The organism is Ruegeria atlantica (genome assembly GCF_947495585.1).
Taxonomy (GTDB): Bacteria; Pseudomonadota; Alphaproteobacteria; order Rhodobacterales; family Rhodobacteraceae; genus Ruegeria; species Ruegeria atlantica_G.
Window position 1 is genome coordinate 72,559 of the sequence record NZ_CANLZK010000013.1, and the last position, 21,337, is coordinate 93,895.

Genomic DNA, 21,337 nt, shown 5'->3' on the forward strand with positions numbered 1-21,337 from the left:
CCTTAAACGCCACAGGTTGGCATACCGCCAGCATATAGGTCGAACTATTCGGGTTTTAAGGGGCCATACATGATCAGACGGTTTGGTGAAACCCCTCAGGCCGGGCGAACATATACACGCCGGGTGGGTGTTTATGCGTTGCTGCCCCGTGGCCGCAGCCTTTTGCTGACCTGTCAGACAGAACCCGGACCCGATCTGCAATTGCCCGGCGGCGGAATTGATCCGGGCGAATCACCCATCACTGCCCTGCACCGAGAAGTGTTCGAAGAAACCGGCTGGTTGATCGCGTTGCCCCGCCGCATCGGCGCTTTTCGTCGGTTCACTTATATGCCCGAATACGATTTGTGGGCCGAAAAGCTGTGCCATATCTATCGCGCGCGCCCGATCCGGCGCATGGGTCCACCGTCTGAGCCGTTCCATGAAGCCATATGGATGGACACCGCCGATGCGGTTCAATTGCTGGGCAATGACGGAGATCGCCACTTTGCCGCGCTGCATGAACAGCGGCTTTAGTGTCCGTTGTATTCAAAGAAAACAGCCGAAACATCATCATCCATACCTCGGCCAGGTGCCATCGCCTGCGTCAGCCGCCAGAACATATCGTCCAGAAATTCCGTTCCGTTCCGATCCGGCCCGCAATCCAGCGCCATCTGTCGCAAACCATCCTCGTCCAGCAGGCCACCGTCGACGAGACTGCATTCTGTGAACCCATCGGAATACAGCAGTAGCCGGTCGCCAGGTTGCATGTAGAACTCGGTCCGCTGAAAAGCGGCGTCCGGTAGCAATCCGATAGGTAACCCGCCCTCGCCCAGAAATTCTGTTCTGCCGTCCTGACATAACAACAGGGGATGAGGGTGCCCGGCCTGCACCATTTTCACATGCCCGTTGCGCAAGTCTACGATGGCATAGACCATCGTGAAGTACTCTTCGATCCCCGTATCCGCCATCAGTCGCGAGTTCAGGGTTTCGGCTACTTCTTCCGGCGGTAGCAGAGCATAAAAATTGTCGAACCGCCGCGCCATCGCCACGTTCTGGTCAAAATGATTGCTGGACAGATAGCCTCCCAAGCGTGCAGTCATCATCGCAGACGTGATGCCATGCCCGGACACATCGATACTATAGAACCCAAGCCTGTTCACACCCGGAGAGAACATCCCCACCAGATCGCCGCCGATATGACCGCAGGGTTTCAGCAACATGCTGACCCGGGACTTGCCGAAATCGCGCGTCAGCTCGGGCACCAGCGATTCCTGTATCTTGCGTGCTTGGATCAGGTCCTTGTCGATCGCGTCATGGGCGACGCGCAGTTCTTCAAGCGCGGTTTCGATCATTTGGTTTTTCTTGGACAATTCGCGCTGCATATCCAGAATACGCGCACCGGCTGATATACGCGCCCGCAGTTCATCCGCCTCAAGCGGTTTGATCAGAAAATCATCCGCACCGGCATCCAGACCGCGCGCCACTTCTTGCTTTTCGCTTTTGGAGGTCAGAAGGATGAAATAGCTGTATTGCTTGTTGTCCAAGGCGCGGAACGCCTTGCAGAAATCCAGCCCGCTCATCCCCGGCATAACCCAATCGCTGAGTACAAGATCCGGCGGGTCCGCCGCGCACATTTCAATCGCAACGTCGCCGCTATCGGCCTCAAGCACGTCGAAGCCCCATTTTTTGAGCGAGGCGACCAGAATACGGCGCTGCAGGCGGCTGTCATCGACCACAAGCACCTTTTGGATCACACCAAAATCCAGATCTGATCCACTGTCTGCCTGACTGACCTTTGTCACCTTAACCCTCTACCCAGCGGCGCTTATCGGAATGGGAAGACCCTATCGCGCCGCAGTTTAACAATGGGTGAAAGCTGAAATTCATTCCGCTTAACCTGCTCTTTACAGGTTCCGCGGTACCAAATCCCCGGGCAGATAAAGCGAGGATGGCATGATCAACTGGTCCAGGGTCCGGCAACTAAGGGACGAGGTTGGTGCCAGTGAGTTTGATGAAGTGGTGCAGATCTTCCTTGATGAGGTGAACGAAGCCCTTACCCGGCTGCGGAACGACACCGTCCGCACAGAGTTTGAACAAAACCTGCATTTCGTAAAAGGCAGCGCCTTGAGCCTTGGGTTCGAGGCTTTGGCCAAGCTGTGTCAGGATGGGGAACGACAATCGGCGCAAGGGGACAGCCAGGCGGTCGACTTTGCCAATATCCTCAGTGTATTCGAACGCTCTGCCATAGAATTCAAGGCAGGGTTGGGTGACCTTTAACGGCCAAGGTCATATATGCGCCCCTCAAGCTCCAGGTTTTCACGGCAAACGGGATTTCTTGAAGTTGAATTCCAATCCTCAATCCTGAGTTAAAGTTCGATCCCCCATCTTTTTTAGGGTCCGCAACGCCTCGTGTCAGTACAACTCCACGCAGTCTTGCATACTGCAGCTCTCTGTTCGTGCGTCCTAGGTGGCGCAAACCTTGGCGTTCATTCCTGCCCGCAACAGTGCATTTTCTACCGGTTGTCAAAGCTCTAGTGAACGTCGAACAAAGAAGGAAACGGATCTGAGGGTATTCTAATAATGCATGTCAGTTCCGGTTAGGCTTTCCGTGATAACCCCAAGCTGGCAGCGATAGTTTTTGCCGCTGCCAGAAAACTGTACTCCTGCACGACGTGTTGCGCGAAATCTGTGCGCTTGCGACGTTTTGCAGCCGATTCCGTTTTTGCCTGTGTGATTAGATCCGTCAAAGGCGTGTCTTCATCAAACATGTATATGAACTCCTCGAACCCTTCAGGCAGGCCTTTAATTCTGTCTGAAATCAGAGGGACTGCGCAGGCAAGAACATCAAATATCCGGTTGGATATCAGACCATTCTCAAGCATTGTGGGGCGGTGATCGTTCAGGACGACGCCCGCGGATCGATATAGTTCACCCAACTGGAGGTTCGAAATGCTTGCAGCACGAAGGCGATCAGCGTTTAATTTCCGATCCCACCTGTCTCCATAGACGTCGACTGGCAAATCCTCGGTCAACGCTTTCTGAATGACGGGTCGAACTTCCCATCTGCGGTAGTTGTTTCCGACAAACAGCGTAGGACCATCATAGTCGCGCTCGCCCGGGTAGAAAATACGATGATCCGTTGCCTGAAAAAGAACGGAATCCTGTGGGCGGACTTTGATTCCCTCGAAAAAGAGACGCGATGCGAAGAAGTTGGCTGTATGATTGTCGGCCTCTTTTGAAACCTCGCTCTGAATCATCTCGCTGATTAGCCAACTGGCAGAGCCCCGTTTTGCTTCATACGGATATTTCAACTTACCGCGAATCAAAACGGCCGCTTCGTCGGCGTTAGATTTTGATGACCACTCGTTGTGATCATCTACCCGCGCAGGAAGACCAATGTTGGAAAAAGCGTCAGCAAGGCTGTGTGCATATATTTTTTCCCCCCAACTGTGCTGCTTGCCTTCTTGATAGGGTGATTTCACAGCAATCAGGACCGGGTCAGTTCTGCGCGATGTTGAGGATCTTTTTTTTTTGCCGGGGCAGATTTGACGGCACGCATGAAAGAACGCTCAAGCTGTGTGAAACGATCATATTCGTCATTCGTCAGCGTCAAACCAATACCTTCCAATACCATTCTTGCGGTGCCAAAAATTCTTGCTTGATCGTATGAAATCTTGGGCGATCCATGCATCAGGACCTGCCTGACACCGCGCGCGATCACCCACCCCAACGGAATGTCTTGTTCTGCCCGCCATTCAACATCAATTTGCTTTAGCCCGGTGGGGGTTCTGATGAAATTGAATGGTGTTGCGTCCACATAAGAACCGTCGATGGTCCAGTCTTCACTTGAGTTGCTATCCGCTGTTTGCGTGCACTCGGCTTTCAGATGCTCTGCCCAAGGCACAAAACTCCGCCAAAGACGGACGGGACGCGGGGTTCGGTGCATCTGGCGGATAATCTGGCCACCCTCGCTGGCGCCTGAAACATATGGCGCGGAAGAAGTGTCGTGACAAATGGTGTAAGGACCGACGTCAATTTTCCTGTCCGGCCCTGAGATCGCTGTCGTTTTTTGAACGGATATCTGACCACTGAGGGGCACAAATGCGGTCTCGCAAGTAAATGCCAGGTGCCGTTTTCCGATGTTATGCGTGAACGCAAGTTTCGCGGCGTGTTTGAATTTCCGAGAGCTTGCAACGATCAGAAACGAGTTGGCGAACTCACCAAGAAGCCCGGCCTTGTTTAGAGTAGAGATGGCAAGACCGTCTGCGAATGCTGGCTCCCACTTTCGGCTGTAGTCGCGTGAACGGGTGCCCAGAAGCAGATCAGAGGAATTGAAGTCAGAAGCAGTAAGGCCTGCCTCGGTAAGCAAAGTTTCACAGACTTTGTAATCTGGAAAAGCGTATTGGAATTCTTGATGTTCAAAACCTCTGTCAGACAGTAGATTCGCTATTTCCCGCTTACTGAATGTTTCAGCTGAGCCCCCATCATACAAATCGTGGATTCCGTAGTAAGGGCTTCCCACGTGATCTTCTGACGCCCCGTTCCAGTACTTCAAACCAAGCTTGTTCTCGATCGCGATGACCATTTTACCGCCAGACTTTAGGTGCCGCTTGGCCACTTCCAAATAAGAACCGAACGGGTCATTCTGGTCACCAAACAACGGCGCATATTCCAGCACGCCAACAAAGAGGACCCAATCGAATTTTTTGTCGGACTGAAATTTGGTGAAATTGTCGACATAAAACTCGGCGTTCGGCAGGTCTTCGCAACGTTTTGATGCGGTTCGTGCACGCGAAACCGTTCCTTCGACGGACGTTAGATCCACGCCCTGCTCTGCCAGATACCTGGAAATGGCACCGCAACCGCAACCTAACTCCAGCACCGACTGGTTTTTCTTGAAGTCCAAGCCTTTGAGCACAAAGTGACGCTTGGACGAGAAATGGTATTCCGAAGCCCAATCCGTGATCAATGCGTCGATCTCAGATGAATTTACGGATCGATCCTTGCAGCTTGATACACCATTAAAGAGTCTGTCCTCCTTCGCGACACCATCCGAATAGAGGATGTCTGCGGAATCGTTGCGAACCCAAATGTTGTGTTCGGCATCTTGTACGTATGTCATTTTGATCAAGCTATCTGAGGATGTTGGTGGCTGTACACTATCCGGCAACCGGAGCTGTCTCTAGAGGGAATTTGGACAAAAGCGTTCCCATCCTGTTGACCTGCACCCACGCTGCCGAGCGAACGACGACGCCACAAGCAGGCCCGTGATCCAGCAGCCGTCGAGTTTGCACTCGTCAGATCACAAACTGCGCCAGCGTTTCGTCTTCGGTGATATCGGTATAGGTAAAGCCCGCATCATCAAGATGTGCGAACAGGCGCACAAAATTCTCAGGCTTTCGCGTTTCGATACCGATCAGGACAGATCCGAAATTGCGGGCCGATTTTTTCATGTACTCAAAGCGGGCAATATCGTCCTCAGGACCTAGAATGCCCAGAAATTCCTTCAACGCGCCTGGACGTTGTGGCAGGCGGAGGATGAAGTACTTTTTGACGCCCAAATACCGCTGCGCCCGCTCCTTGACCTCGGGCAAGCGTTCGAAATCGAAATTGCCGCCCGAGGTGACGCACACCACGGTCTTGCCGCGAATGAAGCTTTGCACGTCGCCCACGGCCTCAACCGCCAGGGCCCCCGCTGGTTCCAGAACGATGCCCTCGACGTTCAGCATTTCTATCATGGTGGTACAGATGCGGTCTTCTGACAGAACCAAAACGTCGGACAGGTGGCGGGATTTCAACAGCTCAAACGGTTTTTCACCGATCCGGCCCACCGCCGCACCGTCGACAAATGTATCCACGTGATCCAGAGCCACCGGATGACCCGCCGCCAATGCAGCACGCAGACAGGCGCCACCGGCCGGTTCCACGAACAAACAATGGGTGCGATCCCCGAACCATGTGGCCACGCCAGACGACATGCCACCACCACCCACTGGCAAGATGACATGATCGGGAACCTGTCCAAGCTGTTCCTCAATCTCAACCGCTAAGGAAGCCTGACCTTCGATCACATCCTCATCATCAAAGGGCGACAGAAAGTATCCACCTTGCTGGGCGCACCAGTCTTGCGCGGCGGCCAGCGTGTCGTCGAAATAGTCTCCGGTCAGGTGGACCTCGATATTGTCGCCACCGAAAATCCGGGTCTTCTGGATTTTCTGCTGCGGCGTGGTCACAGGCATGAAAATGACACCGCGCACGTTCAGATGTTTGCACATATAGGCAACACCCTGCGCATGATTGCCCGCACTGGCGCAGACGAACAGATCCTGCCCTTGCTGCTTGCGCATGGCATTGAACGCGCCGCGGATCTTGTAAGACCGCACCGGGCTGAGATCCTCACGCTTAAGCCAGATATCGGCGCCATAGCGGTCGGACAGATGGGCATTCCGTTGCAACGGTGTTGCCGGAAAAACAGAACGCATCACCTGTTCGGCAGCGCGGGCGCGGGTCACGAAATCGGTCATGAACGCTTCACTGGCTTATCCCGACAAAAAGGGCAAGGAATACATATGTGTACGGGCGCGATCAGGTGAGTTCCCGCTTTTCGATGAAGATTCCGTACATGGTTGTCAGGATGCTGACGTTGATCATCGGCAAAACCAAGGTTCCAAAGAACACCGTCAACAAGATCCCCAGCACCGGAATGATCGCCAGAGCTGTGAAAACAAGCTGCACAAGAAACTGGAACAGGAACGAAACAACAAGCAGTACCAATATCGATCCTGCGATATCTCTCGTGCTGTTCCAAGCTTCACCGAGTGTGATTGGATCCCCAATAGCGGCTGCAGGCAGGATGATCGACACACGGTAGAAGCACACGATCAGAAAGACCATGTAAACCAAGAACACGATGATCGACAAACCTGCGACGCTTTCCCCAAGCAATGCAAAGACCAGCCCCATCGGCATCGACGCGATCACCATCAGTATTCCCAACATCAAGACACGTCCCAGATAGGCGAGAATTCTATCGAACCGAAAGGTTGGGAAGATACCAGTGGGATATTCTTCGAGCAGGATATAGCGGTGCCAAGAGACCGCGATCCAGAAGATTGTGACAAAAAGCACGGCGATCAGGCCAAAAACGAATAGAAAAATACCGCCCACCGACGCTCCCGGTGGCAATTCTCCTGCGCCTTCGTCAAAAGCTTCCAACGGAATGCCTGACACCATGAACAGCGCTACGATCAGCGCTGTTGCGATCAAGGCGGGACCTACAGTGATCTGCAGCACCTGTTTGATATTTCCAAATACCATCCGCACGGAATGGACAAAAATCTGCCAACCCAACATCGTTGAACCGCCCTCTCAACCAATCCTTGTTCTCTATCCGACCGTTTCACCCCAATTCAGACCCTGCGTCAACGCAGATAACTTGCCCCCGCTCACAAAACCCGTTAGGGGCCAATCGTCTTATGAATAAGGGGAAGTCAGATGTCCGCGCCCAAGAAAGTTGTTCTGGCCTATTCCGGTGGCCTTGATACTTCGATCATCCTGAAATGGCTGCAGACCGAGTATGGTTGTGAGGTCGTAACCTTCACTGCCGATCTGGGTCAGGGTGAGGAACTTGAGCCAGCGCGCCAAAAGGCCGAGATGCTGGGAATCAAGCCCGAGAATATCTTTATTGAGGATGTCCGAGAAGAATTCGTCCGCGATTTTGTCTTCCCCATGTTCCGCGCCAATGCGCAGTATGAGGGCCTGTATCTGCTGGGCACCTCGATCGCGCGCCCGCTGATCTCGAAACGTCTGGTTGAGATTGCCGAAGCCACCGGTGCCGACGCGGTGGCCCACGGCGCGACCGGCAAGGGCAACGATCAGGTGCGGTTCGAACTGGCGGCTTACGCGCTGAACCCCGACATCAAGGTGATCGCACCCTGGCGCGAATGGGACCTGACCAGCCGCACCAAGCTGCTGGAATTTGCCGAAGCGAACCAGATCCCGATCGCCAAGGACAAACGCGGCGAGGCACCCTTCTCGGTTGATGCCAACCTGCTGCACACTTCGTCCGAGGGTAAGGTTCTGGAAGACCCTGCCGATATGGCGCCCGACTATGTCTATCAGCGCACGGTTCACCCCGAGGACGCGCCGAACGAGCCCGAATTCATCGAGATCGGCTTTGAAAAAGGCGACGCGGTCAGCATCAATGGCAAAGCGATGAGCCCCGCAGCCATTCTGACCAAGCTGAACGAATATGGCGGCAAACACGGCATCGGGCGTCTGGATCTGGTCGAGGGTCGCTTTGTTGGCATGAAATCGCGCGGCATCTATGAAACGCCTGGCGGCACCGTCCTGCTGGAAGCACACCGTGGCATCGAATCCATCACTATGGACCGTGGCGCGATGCACCTGAAAGACCAGTTGATGCCCCAATATGCGGAAGCAATCTATAACGGCTTCTGGTACTCACCCGAACGCGAAATGCTGCAAGCCGCGATCGACAAGTCGCAGGAACACGTCACCGGTACCGTCCGCGTCAAACTGTACAAAGGTCTGGCCTCGACCGTTGGCCGCTGGTCGGATCACTCGCTGTATTCTGAGGAACACGTGACCTTTGAAGACGATGCCGGGGCATATGATCAGAAAGACGCAGCCGGATTTATCCAGTTGAACGCCCTGCGCCTGAAATTGCTGGCCGCGCGCGAAAAGCGTCTGTCCAAGTAAGTCGCGCCATTGTTGGATGATGAACCCGGTGTCCAAGAAGGCGCCGGGTTTTTCTTTGTCTCCACTGGCCAGTCAGTTCCAGTGGCGTCACCCTTGCCTGTTTCGCCCGTTTTTCTTTACGCAAGGGTCAACAGGGAAAGGGTAGACTATGCTTCAGGACATCGCCGACGGGATTCAAAATGGTTTGAAAGACAAGACGTTTGAAGGCTCTCTCAAGTTCGATTGCGGTGATGACGGGGTGATCGTGCTGATCGACAATCAGGCGACGACGCAAGATCAGGATGCAGACTGCACAATTCGAATTTCACAGGAAAACCTGACCAAACTGCTGACCGGCAAGCTGAACCCAATGACCGGCGTGGCATTGGGCAAGCTCAAGATCTCGGGCAATATGGGTGTGGCAATGAAACTGGGACAGTTGCTGGGGTAAGCGCCGATAAACTCGCCTCACCAGCGCGTGACAAACCATGTCAGCGGATTGCAACGGCAGAAAAGTAGGGGCAGCCTGATCTCAGAAGGAGATCTGCCATGACCCGGACCACATACCTCTGTTTCGTTAAACCGTCGCTTCTGTTTGTCCTGATCACACTGGCCGCGATGCTGCGCGCCCTGCCCGCACCAGCTGCCGGCACCGAAACCCTGACCGTCGCCGGAGGGTGTTTCTGGTGCGTTGAATCCGATTTTGAATCGGTTCCCGGCGTGATTGGCGCCGTATCCGGCTTTACCGGCGGTAAGACAGCCAATCCGACTTATGACCAAGTGACGAAAGGTGGCACCGGCCATTACGAGGCTGTTCAGATCACCTTCGACTCTGCGCGGGTTTCCCGTGAAACGCTGCTGAGCATGTTCTTCCGTTCCGTTGATCCAACCGATGCAGGCGGCCAGTTCTGTGATCGCGGCAACAGCTATCGCACTGCTGTATTTGTCTCTAACACAGGCGAAAAGGCGTTAGCGCAGAAAGCCAAAGCCAATGCGCAGCAAGCGCTGGGTCAAACCGTAGTCACGCCCATCTTGAATGCGGGCACCTTTTACCCGGCCGAGGCTTACCATCAGGATTACTACAAGGGCGACAAGCTGGTGCTCACCCGCTTTGGTCCGAAACGCCAGAAAAACGCATACAAAGCCTACCGCAAAGCCTGCGGTCGGGATGCGCGCGTCAAACAGCTCTGGGGTAGCAATGCACCTTTCGCCGGGTCCTAACGGAACCGGGCTTCCAGCACCTCTTTGAGGTCGGGAATAACATCCGCCGTGCCGTGCCGCGTGACCATCAGGGCCGCGGCACGATTTGCTTGTGCAATCGCCTGCGGCATCGGCAACCCGCGGTCCATTCCGGCCAGAACGTAACCGGTGAAGGTATCCCCTGCGCCGGTCGTGTCCACGGCTTTCACCTTGTGTGCCGAGATCTCAAGCACGTCGCCATCTTTGGGTAGGTAGCGCGCGCCCTTAGACCCCAACGTGACCAGTACATGCTTAACAGGCAATTCAGCGACGGATTGGCCCGTACTTTCGCGCAGCTGTTCTGCTTCGACCTCATTCAGGATCAGGAAATCCAGATAAGGCAGCACCGCCTGCACGGCATCAGCCTGAAACGGCGCGGCGGCATAGCAGACGGTCAGTCCAAGATCACGGCCCATGCGGGCGGCCTCGACCTGCGCGTTGGTCTCGTTCTGCATGACCAGCAGATCACCGGGACCAGCCTGCGATAAGGCCTGTCCCAGCTGATCCTGCTCGATGGCGTGGTTCGCGCCGGGATACAGAATGATCTGGTTCTCACCCTGCTCGTCCACCGCAATGATCGCGTGACCTGTGGGCACGTCGACCTCGGCAATGAACCGGGTGTCGACGCCATATTCGGTCATGCGATCCAAGGCCCAGCGCCCGTCCGGCCCAATTCCACCGATATGCGCCACGCGCGATCCGGCACGCGCCGCTGCAACGGACATGTTGGCCCCTTTGCCACCCAGAAACCGCTCCAAGTTCGAAGCGGCCAGGGTTTCACCGGCAGTGGGCAGATGCGGCAGGGCATAGACCATGTCCGCATTGATCGAGCCTAGGTTCCAGATCGTCACGGTTTATCCAATATCGCAAGAGGCCAGAATGGCCATGTTCAGAATGTCATTTGCTGTCGAGCCAGTCGAACAGATCTGAATCGGCTTATCGACACCGGTCAGGATAGGGCCAATGACGTTCGCGCCACCCATCTCTTGCATCAGCTTGGTCGAGATCGAGGCCGAATGCCGTGCTGGAACAATCAGGATATTCGCCGGGCCCGTCAGACGCGAGAAGGGATAGGCCTCTTGCTGTTCCACGTTCAGCGCCACATCCACGGTCATCTCGCCATCATATTCGAAATCGACGCCGCGCTTATCCAGAATCTCAGGCGCTACGTGCATTTTCTCAGCCCGTTCAGATACCGGATAGCCGAAGGTGGAAAAGCTGACAAAGGCAACGCGTGGGTCCAGCCCCAAATGCCGCGCGACTGAGGCCGAGCGTTCGGCGATATTGGCCAGATCATGCTCATCCGGCCATTCATGGACCAGCGTGTCACCAATCAGAACGATCTTACCCTTGTGCAACAGCGCCGTTACACCAACGGCCCCATGTTCGGCATCAGCGTCAAACACATGATTGATGCGTTCCAGCACATGTGCCGATTTCCGCGTTGCACCGGTGACCATGCCATCGGCGTGGCCATGTGCCAGCATCAAGCAAGAGAACACATGGCGGTCTCGCGCGGCCAGACGATGGATATCCTTGCGATCAAAGCCACTGCGCTGCAGACGCTTGTAAAGAAAATCCTTATAGGCTTCGAGATGTGTGGTTGTGGAGGCGTTAATCACCTCCAGCTCGCGCACCGCGTCCTCCAGGCCGGCGGCTTCCAGCTTTTCCTTCACATCGTCAGGGCGACCAACAACAAGCGCCTTGCCAAAACCCGATCGCTGATACATCACCGCCGCGCGCAAGACGCGTGGATCGTCGCCTTCGGCAAAGATCATCCGGCTTTGCGCCTGACGTGCACGGGCGTTCAGGCCGCGCAGGATGCTGGCGGTCGGGTCCATGCGGGATTTCAGGCTCAGCTCATAGGCGTCCATGTCAATGATCGGGCGGCGGGCTGCTCCGGTGTCCATCCCGGCCCTTGCCACGGCGGGCGGAATACGGTGGATCAGGCGTGGGTCGAACGGCGTCGGGATAATGTAATCCCGGCCAAAGGTCAGAGATTTGCCATAGGCCATGGCAACCTCATCCGGCACATCCTCGCGCGCCAGATTGGCCAGTGCATGGGCGCAAGCGATCTTCATCTCGTCATTGATAGCGCGGGCGTGAATGTCCAGCGCGCCGCGGAACAGGTAAGGGAAGCCCAGAACGTTGTTCACCTGGTTCGGATAATCGCTGCGCCCGGTGGCGACGATGGCATCAACGCGAACCTCATGCGCCTCTTCCGGCGTGATCTCAGGATCTGGGTTCGCCATGGCAAAAATCACGGGATTGTCCGCCATGCTGGCAACCATATCCTGCGTCACCGCGCCTTTGACCGACACGCCAAGGAACACGTCCGCGCCCCTCATCGCCTCTTCCAATGTGCGCAACTCGGTGGTGATCGCGTGGGCGGATTTCCACTGGTTCATGCCCTCGGTTCGGCCTTGGTAGATCACGCCCTTGGTGTCGCAGACGATGCAGTTCTCGTGTTTTGCGCCCATCGACTTGAGCAGCTCGATACAGGCGATACCCGCCGCACCCGCGCCGTTCAGCACGATTTTCACGTCTTCGATCTTTTTGCCCGAGATACGCAGCGCGTTCAGCAGACCCGCCGCACAGATCACCGCCGTGCCGTGTTGGTCGTCGTGGAAGACTGGGATGTCCATCTCTTCCTTCAGGCGCTGCTCGATGATGAAACACTCGGGCGCCTTGATGTCTTCCAGGTTGATGCCGCCAAAGGTCGGTCCCATCAGACGCACAGCGCGGCAGAATTCGTCCGGGTCTTCGGTATCCAGTTCGATATCGATCGAGTTCACATCAGCGAACCGTTTGAACAGGACTGATTTCCCCTCCATCACCGGCTTCGAACCCAGCGCGCCAAGATTACCAAGGCCCAGAACGGCAGTACCGTTTGAGATCACCGCAACCAGATTGCCCTTGTTGGTATAGTCGTAAGCAGTCTCTGGGTTTTCGGCGATAGCTTCACATGGAACAGCGACACCGGGGCTATAAGCCAGCGACAGATCGCGTTGCGTCGTCATGGGAACGGTGGCCTGAACCTCCCACTTGCCGGGTGTCGGGTCGAGGTGAAAGGCCAGCGCCTCTTCTTTGGTGATCTTCGCTTTGGGCATGTGATGGGTCGTTTCTTTACATCTGCGGGACTTTTGCCTCATAGCGCAGGCAGGCGCGCGCCTCAACGAGAATACTTTTCACCTTTCGTCGAGATGCGTGGATTTGTAAGGTCGCGACCGGAATACGCCAAAAGGGGTCAGCCTTGTCCACAGTCACGCCTATGATGGCGCAGTATCTCGAAATCAAAGAGGCGCATGCCGATGCCTTGCTGTTTTACCGCATGGGCGACTTTTACGAGATGTTCTTTCAGGACGCCGTCAACGCCGCCGAAGCGCTGGACATCGCCTTGACCAAACGCGGAAAGCATAACGACACCGACATTCCGATGTGCGGCGTACCGGTCCATGCGGCTGAAGGGTATCTGCTGACGCTGATCCGAAAAGGGTTTCGCGTGGCCGTCTGCGAACAGATGGAAAGTCCGGCTGAAGCCAAGAAAAGAGGCTCTAAATCGGTCGTAAAACGCGATGTTGTGCGTCTGGTGACGCCTGGAACTTTGACCGAAGATGCCCTGCTTGAGGCGCGCCGCCACAACTTCCTAGCCGCATATGCCGAGGTTCGTGATGAGGCCGCGCTGGCCTGGGCCGATATCTCGACCGGGGCGTTTCACGTGATGCCTTTGACCTCAGTGCGCCTCAGTCCCGAACTGGCCCGGCTGGCACCATCCGAGTTGATCGTGGCCGATGGTGTGCAGGACAAACTGAACGAACCCGTTATGGATCTGGGTATCTCACTGACCCCAATCGGGCGGGCCAGCTTCGACAGCACTGCGGCGGAAAAGCGCATCTGCGGGCTGTTTCATGTGGGCGCACTGGACGCGTTTGGCAGTTTCGGCCGGGCTGAAATTTCGGCCATGGGTGCGTTGATCGACTATCTGGAAATCACGCAAAAAGGCAAACTGCCGCTTCTGCAAACCCCACTGAAAGAATCCGAGGACCGAGTCGTTCAGATCGACGCTGCCACACGGCGCAATCTGGAACTGACCCGATCCCTGTCCGGTGGCCGCGCTGGTTCGCTGCTGTCTGTGATGGATCGCACCGTCACACCGGGTGGTGCACGACTGTTGGACCAGCGGCTTTCCAGCCCATCCCGCAATCTGGACGTCATCCATGGGCGGCTGGATGCTGTAACTTTTGCGGCCGAAGACAGCTTGATCACATCAGACCTGCGTGAGGCTTTGCGCAAGACCCCGGATCTGGACCGGGCGCTGTCCCGACTGTCACTGGATCGGGGTGGCCCGCGGGATCTGACCGCCATTCGCAACGGCCTGACACAGGCCGCCGCAATCGCTGAACTCTGCGCGGGTCAAGACCTGCCGGTTCTTCTGGCCACTGCCCTTCAAAATCTGGTCGGATTTGACGACCTACTGAACCTGCTTGACGAAGCGCTTGTGGCCGAACCCCCATTGCTGGCCCGAGACGGCGGGTTCATCGCCCCGGGTTATGATGCCGAACTGGACGAAGCCCGCACCCTACGCGACGAAGGTCGTTCCGTCATTGCCGGGTTTCAGCAGAAATATGCGGAACACACCGGCATCACGTCACTGAAGATCAAGCATAACAATGTGCTGGGCTATTTCATCGAAACAACGGCTACCCATGCCGAGAAAATGCTGAATCCTCCATTTTCTGAGACCTATATCCACCGCCAAACAACCGCCAACCAAGTCCGGTTCACGACAGTGGAGCTGTCCGAGATCGAGACCCGCATTCTAAACGCCGGAAACTTGGCGCTTGAGATAGAAAAACGGCTCTATGCAAGGCTTTCTGGCGAAATTCTGGATAAGGCCGCACGTCTCAACCAAACAGCGCGCGGTTTGGCTGAACTGGATCTGACCACTGCTCTGGCCGATCTGGCGCGTGGTGAAAACTGGTGTCGCCCGCAAGTTGATGCCTCACGCGCGTTCGATGTTCAGGGCGGAAGACACCCGGTGGTCGAACAGGCATTGCGCCAGCAAAACGGCGACGCCTTCATCGCCAATGACTGCGATCTCAGTGCTGATAAAGGCGCGGCGATATGGCTGCTGACAGGTCCCAACATGGCCGGTAAATCGACCTTCCTACGCCAGAATGCCCTGATTGCCCTGCTTGCCCAGATGGGCAGTTACGTGCCTGCGGAACAGGCGCATGTCGGGCTAGTCAGCCAACTGTTCAGCCGCGTCGGAGCGTCGGATGATTTGGCCCGCGGACGCTCGACCTTTATGGTCGAAATGGTCGAAACCGCCGCCATCCTCAATCAGGCTGATGACCGCGCTCTCGTTATTCTTGATGAAATAGGTCGCGGCACGGCAACCTATGATGGCCTGTCCATCGCCTGGGCCACGCTGGAACATCTGCACGCCTCCAACAAATGCCGCGCCCTGTTCGCAACCCATTACCATGAACTCACCGCACTTGCCGGCAAACTGGAAGGCGTGGAAAACGCCATCGTTGCTGTCAAAGAATGGGAAGGCGAGGTGATCTTCCTGCACGAAGTCCACAAAGGCGCGGCTGACAGGTCCTATGGTGTCCAGGTCGCCCAATTGGCAGGACTGCCAGCTTCAGTCGTTGAACGTGCTCGTATCGTGCTGGACCAACTTGAAAAAACCGAACGTGAAGGGGGGAAGCAAAAGACCCTGATCGACGATCTGCCTTTGTTTTCAGCCGCCCCGCCACCGCCACCACCAGCGCCCAAAGCTTCTCCGGTAACCGGCATGCTGGACGATATTCTGCCGGATGAGCTTACCCCGCGAGAAGCACTCGACCTGATCTACAAACTGAAAGAGGCGGCCAAAACCTGACCGCCCCTTCATCTTTTCAAAAATACTCTCGCCCAAGGCTTGGCTTTAACGAAGCCAATTAACTTGCCGGAGTAGACGACACCCCAACCTGCGCCGGCCGCAGCAGGCGATCATGTAACATGAAGCCTTCTGCGGACACCTGTATTATGTCACCTGCACGGGTACCCGGCACCGGGGCCTCGAACATCGCTTCGTGCACGTTGGGATCAAACCGGTCGCCAACTTCGGGCGTGATCACTTCCATCCCATGCTTTTGGAACACGTCCTTCAGCGCACGCATGGTCAGTTCCACGCCTTCCAGAAGAGGTCCTGCCACTTCTTTCTGCTCATCGGTCGCGGCTTCAAGCGCACGTTTCATGTTGTCGTAAACCGGCAGCATGTCGCGGGCCAGCTTCGATCCGCCATATTGTTCCGCATCGCGGCGCGCCCGGTCACCCCGCTTGCGCGCGTTTTCCGCATCCGCCAGCGCGCGCATGAACTTGTCTTTGAAATCATCCCGCTCAGCACGCAGCGCATCAAGTTCCAGCGCTTCTTCACTGATCTCGGCAAATTCCTCGGCCAGCTCTTCCGCCTCGGCGGCTGCGATATCGTCCAGAAATTCTTCGTTTTTGGGCTCTGCCATCTCTTACCCTCTAGCTCCGGTCGGAAATCAGTTTGCCGACCAGTTGCGCCGTATAATCCACGATCGGCACGATCCGCCCATAATTCAGACGAGTGGGTCCGATGACCCCAACCGCACCAATTATCTTTCGATCAGCGTTCATATATGGAGACACCACCAAAGAGGAACCCGAAAGTGAGAAAAGTTTGTTCTCAGAGCCGATAAAAATGCGCACACCCTCGCCTTCTTCGGTCAATTCGAGGAATTCAGCAATGTCTTGCTTTCGCTCCAGGTCGTCAAACAACGTTCGGATTCGGTCCAATTCCTCGGCTTCGCCAGGCTCCCCCAGCAGATTCGCCCGCCCGCGCACGATCAAACGGGCCGAGTCTGTCCCGTCCCCATCCCAGGCCGCCATGCCGCTTTCGACCATCTCGCGCGCTAATACATCAATTTCCTGCCTGCGCGCGGCAATCTGGGTCTGCATCTGACGCCGCACTTCGCTGAGCGTTCGTCCTTCGATCAGGGAATTCAAAAAATTTGCCGCCTCGCGCATCGAACTGGGTGTCTGACCCGGCGGAGGCGTGAATAGCCGGTTTTCCACATGCCCGTCCGCAAAGACCAGAACCACCAAAGCGCGGTCATGGGCCAGCGAGACGAACTCAATATGCTTGATCTCGGACTCTTGCTTGGGAGTCAGAACCAGCGATGCGCCATGTGTCACGTGTGACAAGGCCGAACCAACTCGGTCCAGCATCCCGCCCACATCACCTGCGTTAGAGCCTAGTGTTTCATCCAGCTTCTGCCGATCGTCGACACCAAGATCGCCCACTTCAAGCAGCCCATCGACAAACATCCGCAGACCCATCTGCGTGGGCACTCGACCTGCACTGACATGCGGGCTGTCGAGCAGACCCAAAAATTCGAGATCCTGCATCACATTGCGTACGGTGGCGGCGCTAACCTTTTCCGACAATGTGCGGGTCAGCGAGCGGCTTCCGACCGGTTCGCCGCTGTCCAGATAGCTCTCGACAATCAACCGGAACACCTCGCGTGACCGGTCATTCATTTCGTCCAGAACTCTACTTGCTTTGCTCATCGGCAATCCTCTGCTGGATCGGCATTAAATCGCAGACATCTGAAAGGTCAATCGGGGTTGCATCCTAAGGCACGGGGACGTTATCCCCAACCCAGCAAACAAAGGATTTTCCATGCGACCCTCAGGACGAGATTTAAGCGAAATGCGCGCCGTTTCAATCGAAACGGGGTTTACCAAACATGCCGAAGGTTCCTGCCTGATCAAAATAGGCGATACCCATGTCCTGTGCACCGCCACGATTGAGGATCGCGTGCCACCGTTCATCAAGGGCTCGGGCCTGGGTTGGGTTACTGCCGAATACGGTATGTTGCCCCGGGCAACAAATACCCGCATGCGGCGTGAGGCGGCCAGCGGCAAGCAAGGCGGCCGTACCGTAGAAATTCAACGCCTGATCGGTCGCTCGCTGCGCGCAGGCGTGGATCGGGTTGCATTGGGTGAGCGTCAGATCACCGTGGACTGCGATGTTATCCAGGCTGATGGCGGCACCCGCTGCGCCTCGATCACCGGTGGTTGGGTTGCGCTGCGTCTGGCCGTGAACAAGCTGATGAAAACCGGTGACGTCATTTCCGACCCGCTGGTCGATCCCGTCGCCGCCGTATCCTGCGGCATCTACGCGGGCCAACCGGTCCTGGATCTGGACTATCCCGAAGACAGCGAAGCCGGCGTTGACGGTAACTTCATCATGACCGGATCAGGCAAATTGATCGAAGTGCAGATGAGCGCCGAGGGCTCTGTTTTCAGCCGTGATCAAATGAACCAGCTGATGGATCTGGCAGAAAAAGGCGTGGGTGAGCTGGTTGCGGCCCAAAAGGCAGCCACCGCATGACCCGCAAGTTCGACGGCGACAGGCTGCTGGTGGCTACGCACAACAAAGGCAAGCTTGATGAGATGACCCATCTCCTTGAGGCCTTCGGCGTGAAGGTTGTTGGCGCGGCAGAGATGAACCTGCCGGAACCGGAAGAAACCGAAGATACGTTCGTCGGTAACGCCCGGATCAAGGCCCATGCGGCGGCACAAGCTACCGGCCTGCCTGCCCTGTCGGACGATTCCGGGATCACCATTGACGCGCTGGACGGCGCGCCCGGTGTTTACACTGCCGATTGGGCAGAAACCGGCAATGGCCGTGATTTCCTGATGGCGATGACCCGCGCACATGATGAGCTCGAGGCCGTACAGGCACCTCATCCCCGCACTGCTCAATTTCGCTGCACGCTGGTTCTGGCCTGGCCCGATGGTCACGACGAAGTGTTTGAGGGCGTCATGCCCGGTCAGCTTGTCTGGCCCATCCGTGGGGAAAACGGCTTTGGCTATGACCCGATGTTCCAACCGGACGGGCACGATGTGACCTGTGCGGAAATGGTTCCGGCGGAAAAGCACAAAATCAGCCATCGCGGACGCGCCGTAAACGCCTTTGTTCAAGGCTGTTTCAGTGGATGACTGGCGGCATGGAGGCTTCGGCCTCTATGTGCACTGGCCTTTTTGCGAGGCTAAGTGCCCCTATTGCGATTTCAACAGCCATGTTTCGAAAAATATTGATCAAAAACAATGGCTTGAATCGTATTTGACTGAACTGCGCCGCTCGGCATCTGAAGCCCCTGACCGGGTTTTGAACACAATCTTCTTTGGCGGCGGCACACCGTCCCTTATGGCACCAGAAACGGTGGCAGCCATTATCGACGAGGCGCGCAAGCTCTGGCGCCCTGCAAATGACATGGAAGTCACGCTTGAGGCCAACCCCGGATCGGTCGAGGCAGGCCGGTTTGCCGCCTATCGCGATGCGGGCGTGAACCGCGTTTCCATGGGCGTTCAGGCCCTGAATGACGAAGACCTGCGCCGATTGGGTCGCATCCACACGGTCGCCGAGGCCCGCGCCGCCTTTGCCATTGCCCGCACCTGCTTTGACCGTGTCAGCTTTGACATGATTTACGCGCGTCAGCACCAAACCCCGAAGGCCTGGCAAGCGGAGCTGACCGAGGCGCTGTCGATGGCCATCGATCACCTCTCGCTCTATCAATTGACGATCGAGGAAGGCACTGCCTTTGGGGACCGGTATGCAGTTGGTAAGCTGCGTGGACTGCCCGAGGATGACCACGCCGCCGACATGTATCTGGCCACACAAGAGATCTGCGAAGCCCGCGGCTTGCCCGCCTATGAGGTTTCCAACCATGCCCGTCCGGGGGCAGAATCCCGGCACAACTTGATCTATTGGCGTTACGGAGATTACGTCGGTGTCGGCCCCGGCGCGCACGGGCGTATTACACTGGACGGCCAGAAGATAGCGACAGAGACCTATCTGTCACCCAATGCCTGGCTCAGTGCTGTTGAAAAAGGAAACGGTGAGAAAGAAAGATCATTGCTATCTACGCAAGATCAGGCAAGTGAATACCTTATGATGGGTATGAGAGTTACCGAAGGACTAGATGTTGATCGTTTCAATGCGCTTTCCGATCTCACACTGCCAGAAAACAAGCTGAGAGACCTGGAAGAGCTGGGTATGATACACCGATCAAACGGCCGATTGATCGCCACAAAAGATGGTCGCGCAGTCCTGAATGCGGTCATTCGAGAGTTATTGGGATAAACGATGCAGTACCTCTGGGCCGCAATGGGATTGATCTGCGTCGGGTTGGCTGTTGTCGGCATTGTGTTGCCGCTGCTGCCGACGGTCCCGTTTCTTTTGCTGGCTGCGTTCTTTTTTGCCCGATCTTCCTCCCGACTGCACACTTGGTTGGTCAGTCATGGAACCTTCGGGCCGATGATCTTGGATTGGCAACGCTCTGGCGCGATTCGTCCAGCCGCAAAAAAGGCGGCCACCCTGTCGGTTGCCGCCGTTTTTGGATTGTCTGTCATTCTTGCACTTCCAAGCCATGTCCTGATCATTCAGGCAGTCGTCCTCAGCTGCGTGATGATTTTTATCTGGACCCGCCCTAACGGCTGAGCTTGGCGCACAGGTCATCCAATTGATCGAGGTTTTCGTAAGTCAGCACGACCTGCCCCGTTTCCGATCCCGCTTTGTGGTTGATGGCTACTTTCATCGCCAGAATGGCCGAAAGATCCTTCTCCAGCGCGCGCGTATCCGCATCCTTACCAGCATTCAGGTTCCTGGACCGCGGCGCCGCCTGAGGAGCATCCCCCTGCTGTTGTTTTTTCACCAACGCTTCGGTCGCACGCACGCTTAGCCCGTCCTTGACGACGATCTTCGCCAACTCAGAAGGGTCTTCAGCTGTGATCAGCGCCCGAGCATGACCGGCAGACAGTTTTCCTTCAACAACAAGCTTCTGAACGTCCATAGGCAACGACAGCAAACGTAAAAGGTTCGCAATATGGCTGCGGCTTTTACCCAATGCTTCGGCCAGTTTTTCCTGTGTATGGCCAAAACGGTCCATCAACTGCTTGTAACCCGCGGCCTCTTCAACAGCGTTCAGGTCTGCGCGTTGAATATTCTCGATAATGGCGACTTCCAGAACTTCGGTGTCGTCAAAATCCCGCACGATAACCGGGATATCATGCAGCTGCGCCATCTGAGCCGCACGCCAGCGGCGTTCGCCTGCCACGATTTCATAGTCGCCGCCGCGAACCTCACGCACGATCAGCGGCTGAATGATGCCCTTTTCCTTGACCGAGGCCGCAAGTTCATCCAATCGCTCTTGCTGAAAGGTTCTGCGTGGCTGGTTCGGGTTCGCTCGCAGTTTTTCAATCGGGACTTTCATATCCGGACGGCGCGGGTCTGTGGGCATAAGCCCCCCGGTATCCTGCGTCACATCCGCCATCAAAGCGGAAAGTCCCCGGCCCAAACCTCTGGGTTTTGTTTTTTTGGCGGCCACGGTGCCCTCCT

Annotated in this window: 20 protein-coding genes; 10 read left to right on the plus strand and 10 right to left on the minus strand. The window is 56.2% G+C overall.

The window, feature by feature from the left end; all coding sequences use genetic code 11:
* The first annotated feature begins 69 nt into the window (after nt 1-69).
* Nucleotides 70-513, plus strand: coding sequence for an NUDIX hydrolase (locus tag QMP16_RS18780; protein ID WP_282153626.1), 444 nt, complete (start codon nt 70-72; stop codon nt 511-513).
* Here QMP16_RS18780 and QMP16_RS18785 read toward each other — a convergent pair.
* Nucleotides 510-1,781, minus strand: coding sequence for a PP2C family protein-serine/threonine phosphatase (locus tag QMP16_RS18785; RefSeq protein WP_282153627.1), 1,272 nt, complete (start codon nt 1,779-1,781; stop codon nt 510-512). The genes QMP16_RS18780 and QMP16_RS18785 overlap by 4 nt on opposite strands.
* A 151-nt stretch (nt 1,782-1,932) precedes the next feature.
* Here QMP16_RS18785 and QMP16_RS18790 point away from each other — a divergent pair, with 151 nt between their 5' ends.
* Complete coding sequence (locus QMP16_RS18790; protein ID WP_282153628.1) at nt 1,933-2,256, plus strand: Hpt domain-containing protein; 324 nt, start codon at nt 1,933-1,935, stop codon at nt 2,254-2,256.
* Between the two features lie 320 nt (nt 2,257-2,576).
* On the opposite strand, the gene QMP16_RS18795 is transcribed toward QMP16_RS18790, so the two are convergent.
* The 4 genes from QMP16_RS18795 to QMP16_RS18810 all read right to left on the minus strand — a co-directional run bounded on the left by QMP16_RS18795 (nt 2,577) and on the right by QMP16_RS18810 (nt 7,296).
* On the minus strand, nt 2,577-3,461 hold the full coding sequence (locus tag QMP16_RS18795; RefSeq protein WP_282153629.1) for a glycosyltransferase family protein: 885 nt from the start codon (nt 3,459-3,461) through the stop codon (nt 2,577-2,579).
* A gap of 5 nt (nt 3,462-3,466) precedes the next feature.
* Entirely contained in the window at nt 3,467-5,101 is a 1,635-nt protein-coding gene (locus tag QMP16_RS18800) for an SAM-dependent methyltransferase (protein ID WP_282153678.1), read from the minus strand.
* Nucleotides 5,102-5,276: 175 nt separating this feature from the next.
* A complete protein-coding gene (ilvA, locus tag QMP16_RS18805; RefSeq protein ID WP_282153630.1) occupies nt 5,277-6,503 on the minus strand; it encodes a threonine ammonia-lyase IlvA in 1,227 nt (408 codons plus the stop codon).
* 61 nt (nt 6,504-6,564) lie between these two features.
* Entirely contained in the window at nt 6,565-7,296 is a 732-nt protein-coding gene (locus tag QMP16_RS18810) for a hypothetical protein (RefSeq protein WP_282153631.1), read from the minus strand.
* 177 nt (nt 7,297-7,473) lie between these two features.
* On the opposite strand from QMP16_RS18810, the gene QMP16_RS18815 reads away from it, so the two are divergent.
* The 3 genes from QMP16_RS18815 to msrA all read left to right on the plus strand — a co-directional run bounded on the left by QMP16_RS18815 (nt 7,474) and on the right by msrA (nt 9,900).
* Nucleotides 7,474-8,700: an argininosuccinate synthase gene (locus tag QMP16_RS18815; RefSeq protein WP_282153632.1), complete on the plus strand. Its 1,227-nt coding sequence runs from the start codon at nt 7,474-7,476 to the stop codon at nt 8,698-8,700.
* Nucleotides 8,701-8,848: 148 nt separating this feature from the next.
* Nucleotides 8,849-9,130 carry an SCP2 sterol-binding domain-containing protein gene (locus QMP16_RS18820; protein ID WP_282153633.1) on the plus strand — a complete coding sequence of 94 codons (282 nt, stop codon included), beginning with the start codon at nt 8,849-8,851 and terminating at the stop codon, nt 9,128-9,130.
* A gap of 98 nt (nt 9,131-9,228) precedes the next feature.
* Nucleotides 9,229-9,900 (plus strand): peptide-methionine (S)-S-oxide reductase MsrA, encoded by a 672-nt coding sequence (gene msrA, locus QMP16_RS18825; RefSeq protein WP_282153634.1) that lies wholly within the window; start codon nt 9,229-9,231, stop codon nt 9,898-9,900.
* Here the strand turns inward: msrA and QMP16_RS18830 are convergent.
* Both QMP16_RS18830 and QMP16_RS18835 read right to left on the minus strand, forming a co-directional pair.
* The gene (locus QMP16_RS18830; RefSeq protein WP_282153635.1) at nt 9,897-10,769 is read right to left on the minus strand and encodes a ribokinase; all 873 of its coding nucleotides are present in this window, start codon (nt 10,767-10,769) and stop codon (nt 9,897-9,899) included. The genes msrA and QMP16_RS18830 overlap by 4 nt on opposite strands.
* 3 nt (nt 10,770-10,772) lie before the next feature.
* Complete coding sequence (locus tag QMP16_RS18835) at nt 10,773-13,028, minus strand: NADP-dependent malic enzyme (protein WP_282153636.1); 2,256 nt, start codon at nt 13,026-13,028, stop codon at nt 10,773-10,775.
* A 161-nt stretch (nt 13,029-13,189) separates the two neighbouring features.
* Here QMP16_RS18835 and mutS point away from each other — a divergent pair, with 161 nt between their 5' ends.
* Nucleotides 13,190-15,805 (plus strand): DNA mismatch repair protein MutS, encoded by a 2,616-nt coding sequence (mutS, locus tag QMP16_RS18840; RefSeq protein WP_282153679.1) that lies wholly within the window; start codon nt 13,190-13,192, stop codon nt 15,803-15,805.
* Between the two features lie 58 nt (nt 15,806-15,863).
* Here mutS and QMP16_RS18845 read toward each other — a convergent pair whose 3' ends face one another.
* Both QMP16_RS18845 and hrcA read right to left on the minus strand, forming a co-directional pair.
* On the minus strand, nt 15,864-16,427 hold the full coding sequence (locus tag QMP16_RS18845) for a nucleotide exchange factor GrpE (RefSeq protein ID WP_058275130.1): 564 nt from the start codon (nt 16,425-16,427) through the stop codon (nt 15,864-15,866).
* A 10-nt stretch (nt 16,428-16,437) separates the two neighbouring features.
* Nucleotides 16,438-17,502 carry a heat-inducible transcriptional repressor HrcA gene (hrcA, locus tag QMP16_RS18850; RefSeq protein WP_282153637.1) on the minus strand — a complete coding sequence of 355 codons (1,065 nt, stop codon included), beginning with the start codon at nt 17,500-17,502 and terminating at the stop codon, nt 16,438-16,440.
* Between the two features lie 112 nt (nt 17,503-17,614).
* On the opposite strand from hrcA, the gene rph reads away from it, so the two are divergent.
* Genes rph through QMP16_RS18870 form a run of 4 tightly spaced genes read left to right on the plus strand, consistent with a single transcriptional unit; the run spans nt 17,615 to nt 20,440 of the window.
* The gene (rph, locus tag QMP16_RS18855) at nt 17,615-18,328 is read left to right on the plus strand and encodes a ribonuclease PH (protein ID WP_058279370.1); all 714 of its coding nucleotides are present in this window, start codon (nt 17,615-17,617) and stop codon (nt 18,326-18,328) included.
* The gene (gene rdgB, locus QMP16_RS18860) at nt 18,325-18,939 is read left to right on the plus strand and encodes an RdgB/HAM1 family non-canonical purine NTP pyrophosphatase (RefSeq protein WP_282153638.1); all 615 of its coding nucleotides are present in this window, start codon (nt 18,325-18,327) and stop codon (nt 18,937-18,939) included. The genes rph and rdgB overlap by 4 nt, the downstream gene beginning before the upstream one ends.
* Nucleotides 18,932-20,083 carry a radical SAM family heme chaperone HemW gene (gene hemW / locus QMP16_RS18865; protein WP_282153639.1) on the plus strand — a complete coding sequence of 384 codons (1,152 nt, stop codon included), beginning with the start codon at nt 18,932-18,934 and terminating at the stop codon, nt 20,081-20,083. The genes rdgB and hemW overlap by 8 nt, the downstream gene beginning before the upstream one ends.
* Before the next feature lie 3 nt (nt 20,084-20,086).
* Nucleotides 20,087-20,440 carry a YbaN family protein gene (locus QMP16_RS18870; RefSeq protein WP_282119793.1) on the plus strand — a complete coding sequence of 118 codons (354 nt, stop codon included), beginning with the start codon at nt 20,087-20,089 and terminating at the stop codon, nt 20,438-20,440.
* Here QMP16_RS18870 and QMP16_RS18875 read toward each other — a convergent pair.
* The gene (locus QMP16_RS18875; RefSeq protein ID WP_058275136.1) at nt 20,430-21,326 is read right to left on the minus strand and encodes a ParB/RepB/Spo0J family partition protein; all 897 of its coding nucleotides are present in this window, start codon (nt 21,324-21,326) and stop codon (nt 20,430-20,432) included. The genes QMP16_RS18870 and QMP16_RS18875 overlap by 11 nt on opposite strands.
* Nucleotides 21,327-21,337 lie beyond the last annotated feature (11 nt).